Below are 16,228 nucleotides of genomic sequence, written 5' to 3' on the forward strand. Positions count from 1 at the left end.
GCTGTTCGTTTACTTCTGAAGACTACTGCCAGTTTGCTGCGATCACGGCATTGAGCTGATCATGCTGCGCCTGGCTCAGGTTGATTTCCCCTCCCTCTGGCGCACCAAAAGCCGCCATGGCACTGACGAGGTTCTCGACCTGATTGGCATACAAGGTCGAACCGCCCGCCTGAATGGCATCCAGGCGCTGGGACGAACCGACATACCAATCCTGTACGGTAACGCTGTCTTGCGCTCCCCGAAGATCAATCACCAGACTATTCCCCTGGCGCGATAACCAGAGGTTGTCACGGCTGACACCTTCAATGCTCAGCACATCGTTATCAGCCTCAGGTGTGTTCGACAGGTTGTTGAGCACGTCCTGGCCATCACCGCTGGCAAACGCATAGGTGTCATTTCCACCACCACCGATCAGGTAATCGTTACCCGCATTACCACGCAGGAAGTCGTTACCCGCACCGCCGTCGATCAGGTCAGCATCGGACGAGCCGAGAATGATCTGGTTGCCCGCCTGACCCGCGAAAACCGTGCCGAAGGCGCGCTCGTCGGGCAGGTTCAGGTAAGCCGGTGAACCGGCTGGATCAGGGTTGGTCAGACCGAAGGCACCGAACAGCTGACTGGCCGTGATCTGCCCGCCCGAAGCGAATGTGATGCTGTCCACCACGTAGTCGCCGCCCAGGAACCAGTTCCTGATCGTCACCTTGTCGCTGCCGCCGCTGACATTGAGCACCAGGTCGTTGCCACTTTTCATCAGGCCGCTGGCAACCTGATTGAAACTGATGCCCTCAAAATGCAGCGTGTCGGTACCGCCGCCGCTGTTGTCGATCGTCTCCTGACCGCCTCCGGCGGAAAAGACATAGGTGTCGTCACCACGACCACCGATCAGCGTATCGTTGCCTGCGCCTCCGTCCAGGCTGTCGCTGCCGTTGCCACCCTCCAGACGATCGTTCCCGGCGTCGCCGAACAAGACATCATTGCCATTGAACCCCTGCAACAAGTCGTTTTTTGCGGTGCCGTCGAGCCCATCATCGCCAGTCGATCCCTGGGCCGTGTTGTCGAAGCCTGCCGCTGGAGCCGGCATGGACAACCCAAAGGCACCGTAGATCTGCGCTGCCGTGAGCTGGCCGCCGGTTTCAAAGGCAAAGTTCTCCACCAAACGGTCGCCGCCCTGGAAGAACTCCTTGAGCGTTACCTGGTTGGCCGAACTGCCGTTGACCCGAAGAATCAGGTCATTGCCCGACTTCATCAGACCACTGGCAACCTGATTGAAAGTGATGCCATTGGCGAACAGCAGCGTATCTGCGCCACCGATTTCCTCGATGACATCCTGGCCCGCGGTATAGACATACGTGTCATCGCCAATGCCGCCAATCAGGGTGTCGTTGCCCGCTGCACCATTGAGCGTGTCGTTGCCGGCACCGCCCAGAAGGATGTCGTTGCCAGTCGTGCCGGTCAGCACATCGGAACCGCCCACCCCCGCCACCGGCGGCTCTCCCGTCCCGCCTGGGTTGCCGGGTTCGGTCGGTTCCTCCGGCTCGCCAGGCTCAACCGGTTCTTCGCCACCGCTCCCGTCGGGCAGCGCCGTGAGCCGCCCGGCGATCTGGGCGGTGGTCAGGTAACTGCCGCCATCGGGTTGCACATAATCGATGGCGTAATCGCTGCCGAGAAAATGATTGGTGACCCGAACCTGCTGCCCCAGATCACCATCGACCAGAATGATCAGATCATCACCATCACGGTGGTAACTCAGGCGGGACAACGCCACGTCCAGGAAGAACACGCCGTCGAAGCCACTCCCACTGTTGTCGATGACATCCACGCCGTCGCCCGCGCGGTAATAGTAGGCATCGTCGCCAGTTCCACCGGCCAAGGCATCGTCGCCATCTTCACCGATCAATACGTCGTTGCCAGCGCCACCGATGAGCCAGTCGTTGCCCGAACCATTGTGTTGACCATTACCACCTGACAAGTAGTCGTTACCGTCGCCACCCTCGACCTGATCGTCGCCGCCCATGCCGAACACGGTGTCGTTACCTGCCAGGCCACGCAGAAGGTCTCGACCGTCGTAACCAGCCAGTTGCTCACCGCTTGCCGTACCTTCGATCAGGGCGTCAAAGCCGCCAGACACGCCCTGCGCAGCGACGATATGGCCTATGCGCTCGGCGCTCAGCAGATAACCACCGGAGGGTTGAACGTAACTGATAGCCTTGTCGCCCCCCAGGAAGTGGCCAAGCACCCGCACCGACTGCGCGCTGTCGCCATCGATCAGAATCAGCAGATCGTCGCCGACACGACTGAAGCTCAGGCGGTCCTGACCGATATCATCCGTGAAAAACACCCCTGAATAGCCGCCACTATTGTCAATGATGTCGGCCCCGCCTCCCGGGTTATAAACATACTTGTCGTCACCCGTTCCGGCTGCCAGGAAGTCGTCTCCGGCACCACCGTTGAGCTGGTCATTGCCGCTGCCTCCGTAAAGGCTGTCGTTGCCAGCCTCGCCTTCGAGGTAGTCGTTACCGTCTTCGCCATGAATCACATCGTCGCCAGCACGGCCCCAGGCCTGATCATCACCGTCACCCAAGCGGATATGGTCGTCGAGTTCACGGTAGCCGATGAAGCTGTCGCCACTGGAAGTACCCTGCCAGACCACCCGGTTCTCCACATCGGCCTGGCTCAGTGAACCGCCATCGGCGAACAGAAAGTGCTCCAGCTTGAAGTGGTCGGTCGGCTCCTGAAACCAGTTCTGCACCGTGATCGAATCGCTGCCGTTAGCATGTTCGATGATCAGGTCGTCGCCACGGCGCACGAAACTCAAGTCGGAAGCTGCGATACCGGCACCGAAGCTCAGGGTGTCGGTACTCGGCTCGATGTTGCTGTAAGACTCACCCGGCCGCCGCTCGATCAGCAGGTCGTGGCCGTCGCCCAGACTGAAGAGGTAAGTGTCATCGCCGAACGAACCGTAAAGCGTATCGCTGCCGGCTCCGCCCTCCAGCGTATTATTGCCCTGATTCCAGGGGTTGCTGTAAGCCTCCAGCACGTCGTCACCCGCACCGCCTCGCAAGGTATCGAAGCCCTGACCGCGCAGGATATCGTTACCCGCGCCGCCGTACAGATCGCCACTGCCTTCAAGCAGATCGTCACCGTCACCGCCGTCAAGCACGCCATATCCCTGGAGGGTGTCGTCGCCTGTCTCGCCATGCAGGGCGTCGAAGCCACCGCCACCGATCAGAACGTCGCTCCCGTCACCGCCGTGCAGGGTATCGTTGCCACTGCCGCCGTCGAGCAGGTCGTCGCCGATATCGCCGCTCAGCAGATCATCACCGTTGCCGCCATAAAGTGTGTCGACACCCTCGCCACCGCTGATCTGGTCATTGCCATCCTGACCGTAAACGAGGTCGCTGCCTGTCGCCGCACTGATCACATCGTCGTCGGCATGGCCGAAGATAATGTCATCCAGAGCGGTTCCTTCCAGCGCCTTGCGCTTGATCGCTTCGTAGTCCCAGGTGGTGCCGTCGAACACGAACTGTTCGATCGCAGTCGCTCCCGCAACGCCCGCCTGGTAAGAGAACTGGCCGAGGATACGTAACCGGTCATTGGTGACCTGATTGAGCACCACCAGATCGGTGCCATCGCGGCGTAACAGCAAGTCGGCTGGCGCCACACCCTGAAACTGCACGCTATCGGTACCGGCACTGTCGATGATGAGATCGTTGCCCCATCCAGCAGTGAATTGGTACCGATCGCTTCCCGCACCACCTTCCAGACGGTCGTCTCCGGTACCGCCTTCGAGCAGGTCATCACCATTGCCAGCCTGCAGGGTGTCGTTGTCGGCACCGCCATGCAAACTGTCGTCGCCAATGCCGCCATCGAGCAAGTCGACTCCGGCCCCACCGGACAGCAGATCGTTTCCAATACCGCCATAGAGTGTGTCGGTCCCTTCGCCACCAAGCACCGTATCGTTGCCCTCTCCAGCCTGGACGTAGTCGTCGCCAGCACCGGCGTCGATCGTGTCATCGTCGGCATGGTCGTAGAGCGTATCGTCCTGTGCCGTTCCTTCCAGCGCCTTGAGTTTGATCGCCTCATAGCCCCAGGTAACGCCGCCATCGAACACGAACTGCTCGATGGCCGTCACCCCGGCCACACCGGCCAGATAGGAGAACTGGCCACTGATACGCAACCGATCTCCGGTGACCTGGTTGAGTACCACCAGGTCCGAACCTTCACGGCGCAGCAGCAGGTCAGCCGGCACTACACCGGTGAACTGAACGCTGTCGCTGCCAGCGCTGTCGATGATGAGGTCCTGCCCCCAACCGGCAGCGAACCGGTATTGGTCGTTGCCCGCTCCGCCTTCAAGGTGATCGTTACCGGTATCGCCCTGCAGAATGTCATTGCCATGACCTGCATAGACATAATCAGCGCCAGCGCCTGCGATGATCAGGTCATCACCATTGCCGGCGTCCAGAAGGTCATTGCCATCGCCACCGTAGAGGCTGTCGTTGCCATCTCCGGCACTCACCACATCATCGCCCCCAAGGGCCTCGATCAGGTCATCGCTGGAATAGGCGTTGATCAGGTCGGCAGCCTCAGTGCCTTCAAGGGTGAGCAGGCGCAATTGCTCCGGGTCAATCACAGTCTCCAGCCCGTCTCCGTAGCGCAGGCGCATCCCGCCAAGCGGGATCTCGCCACTAAAGAAGGAGGACAGCGATAGCTGGTCGCCGACGCTGTCGGGGAAGGCAATATCCAGACTAGTGCCGTTGCGACGGAATACCAGACTTTCCAGCGGCAGGTCGGAGAGGTAGATCGTCACGACATTTTCGTAAGTATCCACGACCACGTCCCGGCCATCTCCACGAGCGAACAGGTAGCTGTTTGTGCCCGAGCCACCATAGAGCTGGTCGTAGCCCTTACCGCCAGCCAGCAGATCATCACCGGCTCCGCCAGACAGCACATCGTCGCCGTCGCCTCCCTGCAAGGTGTCACGACCCGCGCCCCCCTGGAGGTCGTCATTGCCTGCACCGCCGCTCAGGATGTCGTCGCCAGCACCACCAATGAGCAGGTCGTTGCCGTCGCCGCCGTCCAGTGAGTCGTCACCTTCACCACCGAGCAACAAGTCGTTTCCGGCATCCCCGAACAGAGTGTCCTTGCCGGCACCAGCGTCAAGTGTGTCGTTCCCTTCCCCGCCGAGCAGAGTGTCGTTGCCGCCGTTGCCATACAGAAAGTCGTGGCCTGCCAGGCCAGACAGCACGTCGTCGGAAGCATACCCTTCGATCAGGTCATCACCATCGCTGGCTTGCAGCACCATCCCCATGACATCTGCGATGGTCCAGATGGTGCCGTCGTGAAAGACAATCTCGTCAACGGCCATGCTGTTGGCAGCTTCGCTGGAAAAGTAGTTGTTCAGGCGAATGCTGTCGCTGGCAGAAGTACGAATGAACAGGTGGCTGTTGCTGCGCTCGATGCTGACCGCATCCGGGTCGATGCCTTGGCCGAACACCACGCGATCCACCCTGGCGCCCGTCACTTGTGCGGCGTTGTCTATGACATCGTTGCCATACCCGACCTCGAACAGATAGGTGTCACTGCCACGGCCGCCGATCAACGAATCGTTGCCTGTGCCGCCGATCAGTGTGTCATCGCCGTCATCGCCCATCAGTACATCATCACCGGCACCACCGGATAGCTGGTCGTCACCCGCCAGGCCATGGATGTTGTCGTTGCCTGCCAGAGCATCGATGGTATCGCCCACCGTGCTGCCGAATATCAGGTCGTTGCCCTCGGTGATCGAGGACGCGGTCAGGATATCCAGGATCTGCTCGATGTTCAGACTGCTACCGTCGGCAAAGGCCAGCCGCTCTATCGCACCGAAATCGAGCGTGCCATCGAAGTCGAAGAAGTTGTCGATACGCAACGAACCGGAATCACTGCCATCGGGGTTCTTGACGCTGATAGTGACCGTAGTGGCGTTACGCGAGAACACAAGATCGTCCTGGCCAATACCCTCGCCGAACACCACCTGATCCAGACCGCCGCGATCAAGGATGGTGTCGTTGCCATGCCCCCAGGAGAAGTGATAACTGTCATTGCCCGTCTGACCGTAGAGCCTGTCGTCGCCGCCCAGGCCATAGAATATGGAGTCAGCTTCTATCCCGGACAACGTATCGCTGACCGTCGTGCCGATCCTGGTCGAGAAGTCGAAGAACGAGGCCAGATCGGTGTTAGCGGCAGCAATGGCCTGAAAGGCAGCATCGCGCTTGTCGCGGTAGCCAGGCGAATAAGTCCCAAGGTCGGTCAGGATCGCAATGACACTGGCGATCCGGTCGACCCGGTCATTGGCGTAAAGGTTTTCCAATGTACCTTGCAGGCTGCCCCAGTCCACTGTGATGCCGTTGGCGTCAGAGCCGAATGCGGACTGGATGATGCTCATCTCCTGCGCATACTCGGTCTGCGCCAGAATCTGGGCAGCGGTAAAACGTTTGAATTCCAGATACTCGGCCACCAGAATCGGCGCGGCCTGGCCATGGGGGTTCGGATCGTACTCACCCCAGCACCAGATCCCCATGTAGGAACGCCCCACAAGGTTCTCCAGCGTCACCAGCTGGCGCGCGTCCATCACATGGCCATAAACCTTCATCGGGTCCCGGCTGTACGGGTCCACACCCTCGGCACCCGCCCAGCGGTAGATCAGATCGTCGAGCAGCGCGTCGCGGCTGGCGGCATCGCTGGACGACACATACTGTTCAAGCAGGGACTTCAGTTCGGGGTCCATTGCCATGGCCTGGTGCAGGTCATGCACCTTGCCGAACCCCTTGGCATTGGCGAGGGACAGGATGTCCGGGGCAAGCTCGATGTCGCCACTGTTCACCCGGCGTGTGGTGTCTACCTTGAACCACACGTCCGCAGCGGTGGAGGCGGTGCCATTGCTCAGCATGATGGTGCCGACCTGACGATGCTCGTGACCGTGAGTGTCCACATGGCTGGAGTCGGTGTAGCCCGTACTGATCGACACCACACCGGCATCGGCCAGGCTCTGCAACTCGCTCACATCGCTGATGCCGTTGCCATTGAGATCGCGCCAGACTTGCAGCTCAGCGTAAGAGCTGTCTTGCGCATCAATCACGCCATCGCCGTTGTCGTCATACTCGGCCAAGGCCTGAAAACCGTTCTCGGCAGTCTGGCCATTACTCAGGATGCTGTGGTTGCCGAACAGTTCGGTGCCGTTGCTGATACGGCCGTCACCGTTGCGGTCGTGTACCAGCAGCCCGTCGTCCGGGCTGACCCAGCCGGACATTTCACTCAGGCCATCACCATCCAGGTCAAAGTAGCTGGCACCGACTTCCAGTGTTTCGATACCGTCGCCATCCAGGTCAAGGACGATGGGGGATGTGCGACTCTCGGCATCATCGGTCTCAGGCGTTTCGTCTTCTTCCTCTTCTTCCTCACTGAGGACAATCTGCAAGTCGCTGCTGTCCTTGTTGTAGTCATTGATGACGAGAGAGCCATTGACGACCAGAGTGGTGCCATCCAGGAAATAGGTATTACCGCCGCCGTAGTACGTGTTCTCGGGGTCGGTTTCCTTGCGGGAGCCACCGGTGAGTTGCTGATTGCCCAGGTAAACTTTTCCTTTGCCGTCAGTATCGGAAATGATGTCCTGGCTATCGGCCTTGTAGATGTCGAATCCATCGTCGCCCTTGAGGTTATCCTGGCCGTCGCCCCCTTCAAGGTAATCGTCCCCGAGACCACCCTCGAGACTGTCATCTCCCTGGCCGCCATACAGGGTGTCCTTGCCTTCCCCACCCAGCAGGGTGTCGTTGCCCTGCCCGCCATAGAGAGTATCGACCCCCTCTCCTGCGTCGATATTGTCATCGCCAGCACCGCCTTCGATGTAATCGTCGTCCTCCCCGCCATTGAGCGTATCGGCGCCATCCATGCCGAAAAGGTAATCCTTGCCCTCTCCACCCTGAATGCTATCGCTGCCGCTGCCGCCGAAAACGATGTAGCGCTTGTCCATGACACCAAGATCAACGCCATCGATCGTCAGCTTGTACTCTGAGCCACTGCTGTAATCCCGGAACTCGATGTCACCGGGAATGGGAACAGGGAGGCCGAATGGCATTTCATAGGAGCCATCCGTGTCACCGGACTCTCGATAGAATTTCTCGAAGATGAGGAACGATGCACGCTTGTCGATCCACTCATCGGACAGAGCACCTTTTCCGGTTTTCACGTCCGCCAGGCTCAAATCGCTGGAGTAGCCTGGAAGCTCGATGGCGATCGGAGACAAGGCGTACAGCGCATTCCTGACCGAAATATTGCTCTTGGCCAACGAAACAAGTGCCCCCTTCTCGCCGGGCAGAAGGATCGTATTCGCGTTGAGCGCAATCGATGAATCAAGGCCGGAGAAAAAGCTTTGTGCCGCACCTGCAAAATTCTCGGGCGTGGTCGCCGAGTCTGAGCGTTTGCCTAGATAGGTCGCCCGAAGCCAGTCCAGGACCACATGCGTACCGGCTTCGGAAATGAGTTCTCCGAGTTTTCGTGCTTCGCCAGACAAGAGGGACGTGATGTTATTGGTTGCGAGTGCCCGCAACTCACCAAAGCCGGCAGTATCAAAAGTCTCCCATCCGACGCCCAGGTCATCCAGAAGGGTCTTGTCCAGAGTAAGAAGATCAGTCAGTCCAGCACTTCTGGTTTTTTCAAAGGCATAGGCATAAGCGTCATAGGCAAAGAGCAGGTTCTTGACGTCATCTACGCGATTGAGATCGTCCCCGCCCTGTCTTGTGAACCGATTGGTTTCATTCTGCCCGAGCGCCGAGAAAAGAATGGTCCCCGACCAAGCGGCATTTATTTCTCCACCGGCGCTGTCGTTCCCCAAAGAGGCAAATAAAACCTGCCCTACGCCAGTCGCATCATTATTTGCAATATCTGAAATAGTGGGGACCAGCCATTGTCCGGTGCTGGATCGGCGACTCGGATCGAGAATGTCATTCAGGGCATTGATTGCCACCTGATTTGAAGCCGTCTGCATCAGGGTGTCTGAATAGGCGACACCGCGCAGTTCCATCTGCCGCTGACTGTAAGACCTGATAATTTCCGCAAAGACCCCTTGCCCCGCGTTGGCAAGTGCCGCCCCCTGCAACCATAACTTTACAGCGCCATCCGGAAGCATGCTGGCAATGGCGTTGTACACATCGGCATAGTTGCCATCCGCATTCGGAGCGCGGCCTTGAAGGTCGCGAATGATTGATATCTGTTCGTCCGTCAGGTAGCTATTGCTCATTGTGAACCTCCATGGCTTTGATTTTTATTTACTTCACTTCATATACGTCAATCTTGTTACGCACTTCTTTCGTGATGGACTTCCAATCCTTCAGGAGGTCATAGGAGAAAAAAGATTGAATGAGCAGCCCTGAGTGACTGTAGAAAGACGTCCTGCACGTGCCGTTTTTTCTGGAAGGGTCGTTTAACCAGACAACCCAGCAGAAGAACTCTGTCGGGGGCGTGGTGTTGTCTGATTCCCGGGATTGGTAAATATAATTTCGGGAGAAGTCTGTAGAAGACGGGGCGTTTACAGGGTATTCGATCAAGTCCAGGTCTGTGCGCTCGACTGGCGTGTCTGTCTTTTCAAAAGACAACATGCTTTCCATCCGGGTGGGGTCTCCCCGCGTGGAGATCTCTGTCCTGATCATGTGCTTTTCCCCTTTGCCTGCCGGCCCCGTTCTGGGTGGGGTAAAGAGGAAGCCCATGTTGAGGTGCAAGGTCAGCATGTCAGCCTTTGCGGCTTGAATGGTGCCAGCCGTGTACACCTCGAACACAACATCCGCAGGTACTCGGAACGTCGAGCTTGCGACCTGGATCGTGTTCGATTCACCCACGGTAATACCGTGGGCAGCAAGGTACTCGGGGGTATTGATCTTGGGAGCTTCCTTGTTGCAGGCGGCAAGAAAGAAGAACAAAGGCAAGAGAACGAGGCAGCGGCAGAGCCTTGCATAGGCGTCGTGAGTCACAGGAATCCCTTCGGCGTGATAGCTAAGTGATTCTGTATTGAAAGCAGGCTAATGTGCAAAATTCTTCGCGAATAAATCTGCTCCTACACAGGCTGTAGGAGCCAATCGGGCGGCGCTCCGCTCATTCGCGAAAAAGGGCGAATCACGAAGCGCGTTCCTGTGAATCCGCAGCCACGACCACAGAAGGCGCAGCCGATTCGTAGGTACGGGTTTTAAGCTGGGGGTTCATGCTGGTGAGGGTCACTACAGCAATGAAAACCACATAAAGCGAAATCGCGATATACGCGCCTTGTTTGATTGAACCCAGAATGGCAGTGGCCATATTTACTGCTCCATAATGTTTTGCATGGCCAACAGGATCGTCGATATTCGTAATATTGAAAAACCATAGGTATGCATAGCCACTATCCGTTTTTTTGATGAGAGACGTATCGACGTTCAACTCTTGATAAACCACCCATGCATAAAAATCCCCCGTCACTCATGAAGTAACGGGGGATTCGGTGTAAGCCCAGTCCACAGTAGATGCCTGGTCTGCCACGCAATGGGCAGTGGTCGCAAAAACCTGTGTGAGCCAGTGAAAACCGTGATTGTTCAGTACTTACTGTGCGGTCTTGTGGTCCAGCGCGGCATAGAAGTTGGCACTTTGTTGCAGGTATTTTGGCGTGTAAGTCTGGGTGGCGTGGGCTTTCTTGTCGCTGACTTCAACGCTGGCGCTGGCAGGGAGAACAACAGATGCTGAAATAGCCGATGCTGCAATGATGGAAAAGATATTGAAGTTCATGTCGTTAACCCTCGGTGGTCTTTTATATATGCACGCTTGGATTCAAGTGGTGGCCGTTCTGGCCGTGACTCAAACTTACGCCCGAGGCTGCTCATTCAAAAATCTTTTATGCCACTAACTCATATCATCTGGATTAATAGTTGCTCAAGCCCACGTAAACCACGGGCTTGAGCCTTGGAGGCAGTCAATCGCGAGGCAGGAAATGCAAATCCGAAGGCGAGTCGAAATCGACTTTCTGCACCGTATCACCCAGCATTCCGCTTTGCGGGTCGCGGCGAACCGTCACGATCTGGTTGCTCTTCTGGTTGGCGATCAGCATGAATTTGCCACTGGGGTCGAAGCTGAATTCCCGTGGCTCCGTACCTTCCACCGAGCGACGCTGTAGCTCTTCAAGCTTGCCCGTGGTCGGATCGATCCGGAAAACCAGCAATTGATTGGCTTCACCCCGATTGGCGACATACAGAAAACGGCCATCGGGCGATGCATGCAAACCACCGGCACCATTGCGTTGTTGCACGCCCTGATTTTTCAGATCGACCAGTTGGGTCTGCTTGAACTCGCCATCCAGATAATCAAGCACCGCGACCTGAGCCGACATTTCCAGAACCAGCCAGGCATGCTTGCCTTCACGACTGAACAGGATATGCCGCGGTCCGCTACCGCCCGGCAACTGCACCGAAGCAGTACTGGCCGGCTGCAAAGGCCTGGCCTGACTGGCGTCATAGCGGTACACGAACAGTTTGTCGGCGCCAAGATCGGCAGCAACCACATACTTGCCATCGGGCGTAGGAACCGCCGCATGCACATGGGAAGACATCTGCCGCTCCGGGTTGACCTGGCTGGCAGCATTCGGCCCGGCAGACTGCACAACGTCCTGAAGCTTGCCATCCTTGCCGATCGGCAATACAGCCAAAGACCCGCCAGGATCGGGCTGTACCGCATAGTTGGAGACAAACAGATAACGCCCATCAGGGCTCAGGCTCGAATGCGTAGGCTCGTCGCCCTTGCTCTTGACCTGATTGAGAGGCGTCACCTGATGGGTCTTGGGTGCGATGGCAAAACTGCTGACCTTGCCTTCCACATCACTCTGCCCTGGCCCGTTCTCGTTGACCGCGTACAAGTAACGCCCGTCCTTGGAGAGGGTCAGCCAGGAGGGATTTTCGGCACGGATCACCTGACGCGGTGCGGGATCGATCTTGCCCGTCTGGCTATCGAAGCCGAAACGGTAGATGCCTTCGCTCTTGCCCTGGGTGTAGGAACCCACCAGCAAATCGGTATCGGACATGGTTTGGGCCTGTACGGGGAAAACACTGATTGCACTGGCAAGCGCCAGCCACGGCAGAAACGCAGGAGTCATGGGGGCATTCCTTTTCTTGTTCAAATTATGGGTGCCGGCTTAGCGACAGTCAGGGCTATGACAGGCTATCGCTCATGTAGTTTTGCGGGAGAATCAATCCAGCTCGCTTTCATCCTCATCATTGGGGGTGAACGCATCGAGGCAGATGATGCGGTGATCGGCATTGCCATCGTTGACGACCCAGCTTTGCAGGCTTTCATCGAAGGACGCCGCCTGAATCTGCGCCAGGCTGAAACGCCATACCTTGCGCTCGCGGCCATCCATGCATTCGATATTCAAATCATCGCCCAGAGAGAACTCCCAGGCGTGAAGCCCGTCGATTTCCAGCATCGTAGAAGCTTGCAGGGCGGCCAGCAGGGTGGTGGGTGTGGTTGTCATGAGGGATCATCGGCCTTTGTAAAAGGGCGAATGATAGGGCAATACCGATGGGACGGCTATGAACATGCCGTGAGGCACGGAGACACACTTCCGGTTCCGTATCTCCGACGTCTGCCTTCTGGCACTTTTTCTTCAAGATTAATATTCAGGTCTTCTATGCCACAGGTTTGATGACTCCATTATCAATCGAAGCCACCTTATTCATAGGCACTTTTATTCTCTGCCCTGGCGAAGTGATACTGTCCAAAACAGCCAGATCCGCTTCATAATCAACCAACTTAAGTGCAGCATGCTGAGGCTGTTGAGTTCCACAGAAATAACCAGGAATTATAAGCTCAGCGCCCTCAGGAATTCGAGAGAATGCAGTATCCATATCAAGTCCTAGACTATGCGAATACTCGTTATACCACTCTGTACCCGTCCAGAAAATAACACTCTGACGCTCTAGTGATGCCGACCCAAGAGAATATGCATCCCACATTTCCTCTCCATTGACGCGTACGATTTTATCCACAGAAACAGTATAAACTTTTCCTTTATAAGCCTTATCCAATATACCGATCGTCTTTTTTGCCACATCAACCGACTTCAGTTCACCCTCGTATACAAAGCTCACACTCCCCGATTTTTCCTCCACCCTGAAAATAGAACCCGGCGCTGCCTTTACAAACGTATCCATTAAACTGTCCATTGTGCCATCTCCTATGACACCCCTCTTCACTCTTTAAGGTAGCAGTATTTTCTCGTCACTCAATGGCGCCTGACAGAGTCGCTAGAATAATTTCAGGTTTAAACTACCCGCATTACATCCAAATAGTTTATGAGTCACTTCCTTCTCGACTCAAAAACACCGACCCTCGCCTGCTTATCACCTTACACTCTAATTTTTAGCATCGACATTCAATATATCGATTGATGCATTGCTACAATCGGGTCAGATCAAAACAACGTAAGCACTGACCCCCAACCCCTTGAGCAACCCGCGGATTTCAAGATCACGGATATTCACAGGGATTAAACGCTCGATCAGCGTCTAACAAAAATTGAGTTAATAACTGCTAAATAGTGCACCACCGCTTGCCGAACTTTCACCGCTATAGCGACAATTAAAACTCAATAAACACGATCCTCCTGCTTCAAAACATAGATACGCCTTATCGTCCAGAGAGATATCAGTAGCAGGATCAGTGCGAGTGATAGCCCACCGGACAGGATGTAAAAGTCCGGACGGTAAGTGTGCAACTCGGAAGCAATGGCGTTTTTCCCGGTAAACCAGCTCGAATAAACCAGAGAGATGGCGTCTCCCACCTCATAGTGAGTATTTTCGTCATAGCGCGGATCGAAGTATTGATCGTCGTGAGCCTCGCCTTCCTCATCCACATACCGATAATGGATTATTTTGCCCATACTGTTTCGGGGAATATTTTCCAGCGCTTTTACACTCCCCGAGACCTGGACGGCTCCAAGCTGCATGACTGCATAAGTCGATCCTTGATGCCGAGCCAGTGAAGCCAGAAACAGAATCGCGCAACAGGCAAAGGTAAGCAGAATGACTCGATTGAACAGATTATCTTTTTCAGCTTCGCGCGGATAAAACATCAAACATTCCTTCGTCGTACCAAAGCGGTCAAGAGCATTGATTTCGGCAGCCAATGCGCAAACTTGAGGCTTTGGTACATCACTGAAGGGTTTCTACAATCTGGTAACTGCCAGCCAGATCAAAACCACGTAAGAACTGAGCCCCAGCCCCTTGAGCAACCCTCGGGTTTCGGGGTCACTGATGCTCACGGGGATCAACCCCACGATCAACGTCCAGCCAAAGTAAATAAATAAGAGTATCAGCCCCCAGACCAGGTAAGGCATTCGTCCCAGAAACTCGACAATGGCATTACGTCCAGATACTGAGTTGATGATTTTTTCTGTATCGAGCGTGCCCTTCAGAACAAACCTGGCAATAAAATCCCACTCCTCTTCTTTGATACCAGCGTCGTGCTGCCCCTTCAAATATTGAACCTGAAATAAACCATTCGAGTTCTTGAAAGCTTTGAACCCATCGTGGCCAGCACTACCGAGATCCTGCCAACCGAAAACCTGAAAAAGTTTAGGAAAAAAGGCGACGACCCAATCGGAAGTGGCAACAAGGTTGAGCACATTTTTCACTCTGGGCTGATTGGCATCAAGAAGCTTCTCCCAGTCGTACCCGACCCGGACAACGCTGCCTGCAAAAACCACATTTTTGAATTTACAGCATGGATACAACTCCAGAGCTTTGGCGATCAGGTAAGTGCCGTTGCTATGTCCGACGTAAGAAAACTCGGCATTGGGGTAGCGCGCCAAGGCTTCTGTGTACTGATCCATCAACCATTCCACTTTATTGCGGCGATACCATGGCAACAGGAACGGAAGCATTGGAAAGTAGCCATAGCTGGAGGTTTCCGTAGCCCACTCACATGATGCCAGGACGGCGTTAGGTGCCGTGGCTTCTTTGGCAGCCAGAGTCCTTACCCTTCTGGCGATTTTCTGCGTCCAGAACCCTTGATCCCGAATACCGTGAATGACAAACACAACGTTCTCTATGGCAGGATTCTCCACAAAAAACTTCTCATCCGCCGGAATAACTTCTAATCCGCGTAAAGACTCCTTAGACGAACTCAATGCCTGCTTTAGGACTGCTTTACGATCAAATCCATACTGTAGATCCTGCAAGTCCACCACATCGGCATGGCCTGAAAATGGCACATCCAGATAAATGAAATCATGCCCGGAAACAAGATCCAGATTATCTTGCGGCGATACAACATCATCCCGAGAGCCCAGCAATTGTACTATCAGAGTCTCACCGGGAAACGTTGGACGCTTCAGCCACTGAATTCTCAGTTGAGTAATGAACTCAGCCCCTCGTCTGAGCTTGAAAATCAGAAGCCAGCGCCGGGTGAAAAACCTGATGATATAGGCCATCACCAGACCAAGACGCCAGCCAATTGCATGTAGAGGGCTCAAGTGATGGGAGATCTGCCAGCCTCGATTCATCCCCGCAAGCAGCACAATGCGCGTTACCAATGGCGCCCAGGTTCGCGCCGATAGCAGTCCATTTTCACTCTTGAAGCCTTGCTGGTGATAAATCGGCTCAAAAGGTGCTTTGGAGGTTTCACCACAGGCAGCGACATAAAGCTTACGGCCAATGACACCGCCTACACTGTGCCCAACAATCACTATTGATGTGAAAGGGCTGCCTTCATGACTAGCCAAGTCGACCAGCTCATCGACACCAACAAGCAGGCTGCAAACAATTTCATCGGGATCGACCCGTGAGAAAAGGCCTGTAGGAAGTTCTGGACACCAGATTCTTGCTTTGGGCCAAAGCTCTTGAATTGAATCGGAAACAGCCTTAAGACTCGAGGCCTGTCGTAGATAGGCATGAAGCAGTACGACCAAGCAACCCTCCCCCGAACAGTTGTCAGACAGAGTCATGTTCAACTCACTCTGAATCGCCCCGGGTTTCGTAGACACCTCCATGCCTTAAAATGAGGCCAATCAGGAGGTGCCATGAGCAACCCGCGTTATCCCGAAGAATTCAAAACCCAAGCGGTCAATCAAGTGACCGAAAAGAAGCTTCCCGTCGCTGACGTAGCGGCCCGTCTTGGTGTGTCGACGCATAGCCTCTATGCGTGGATAAAGCGCTACAGCAAACCTCAAGAAGAACGGCAG

General features: G+C 55.6%; 10 protein-coding genes. 1 reads left to right on the forward strand and 9 read right to left on the reverse strand.

Going from position 1 to position 16,228, the window contains the following annotated elements; genetic code table 11:
• Positions 1-22 precede the first annotated feature (22 nt).
• The 9 genes from CKW23_RS26505 to CKW23_RS19990 all read right to left on the reverse strand — a co-directional run bounded on the left by CKW23_RS26505 (position 23) and on the right by CKW23_RS19990 (position 15,991).
• Positions 23-9,274: a calcium-binding protein gene (locus CKW23_RS26505; RefSeq protein ID WP_095068177.1), complete on the reverse strand. Its 9,252-nt coding sequence runs from the start codon at positions 9,272-9,274 to the stop codon at positions 23-25.
• A 28-nt stretch (positions 9,275-9,302) separates the two neighbouring features.
• On the reverse strand, positions 9,303-10,001 hold the full coding sequence (locus tag CKW23_RS19955) for a hypothetical protein (RefSeq protein WP_095068178.1): 699 nt from the start codon (positions 9,999-10,001) through the stop codon (positions 9,303-9,305).
• A gap of 142 nt (positions 10,002-10,143) precedes the next feature.
• Positions 10,144-10,323: a hypothetical protein gene (locus tag CKW23_RS19960; RefSeq protein WP_095068179.1), complete on the reverse strand. Its 180-nt coding sequence runs from the start codon at positions 10,321-10,323 to the stop codon at positions 10,144-10,146.
• 279 nt (positions 10,324-10,602) lie between these two features.
• Positions 10,603-10,785: a hypothetical protein gene (locus tag CKW23_RS19965; protein ID WP_025259171.1), complete on the reverse strand. Its 183-nt coding sequence runs from the start codon at positions 10,783-10,785 to the stop codon at positions 10,603-10,605.
• Between the two features lie 184 nt (positions 10,786-10,969).
• Positions 10,970-12,142, reverse strand: coding sequence for a lactonase family protein (locus CKW23_RS19970; protein ID WP_095068180.1), 1,173 nt, complete (start codon positions 12,140-12,142; stop codon positions 10,970-10,972).
• Positions 12,143-12,235: 93 nt separating this feature from the next.
• Positions 12,236-12,520 carry a DUF5629 family protein gene (locus tag CKW23_RS19975; protein WP_025259169.1) on the reverse strand — a complete coding sequence of 95 codons (285 nt, stop codon included), beginning with the start codon at positions 12,518-12,520 and terminating at the stop codon, positions 12,236-12,238.
• Between the two features lie 154 nt (positions 12,521-12,674).
• A complete protein-coding gene (locus CKW23_RS19980) occupies positions 12,675-13,211 on the reverse strand; it encodes a hypothetical protein (RefSeq protein WP_095068181.1) in 537 nt (178 codons plus the stop codon).
• A gap of 422 nt (positions 13,212-13,633) precedes the next feature.
• Complete coding sequence (locus CKW23_RS19985) at positions 13,634-14,173, reverse strand: hypothetical protein (protein WP_256590476.1); 540 nt, start codon at positions 14,171-14,173, stop codon at positions 13,634-13,636.
• Between the two features lie 39 nt (positions 14,174-14,212).
• Positions 14,213-15,991: an alpha/beta fold hydrolase gene (locus CKW23_RS19990; protein WP_143498981.1), complete on the reverse strand. Its 1,779-nt coding sequence runs from the start codon at positions 15,989-15,991 to the stop codon at positions 14,213-14,215.
• Positions 15,992-16,066: 75 nt separating this feature from the next.
• Here CKW23_RS19990 and CKW23_RS20000 point away from each other — a divergent pair.
• A partial coding sequence (locus tag CKW23_RS20000) for a transposase (RefSeq protein ID WP_143498983.1) occupies positions 16,067-16,228 on the forward strand: 162 nt, incomplete at its 3' end.

Origin of the sequence: Pseudomonas sp. Irchel 3A18, assembly GCF_900187465.1 — a bacterium.
In the GTDB taxonomy this organism is placed as follows: Bacteria; Pseudomonadota; Gammaproteobacteria; order Pseudomonadales; family Pseudomonadaceae; genus Aquipseudomonas; species Aquipseudomonas cichorii.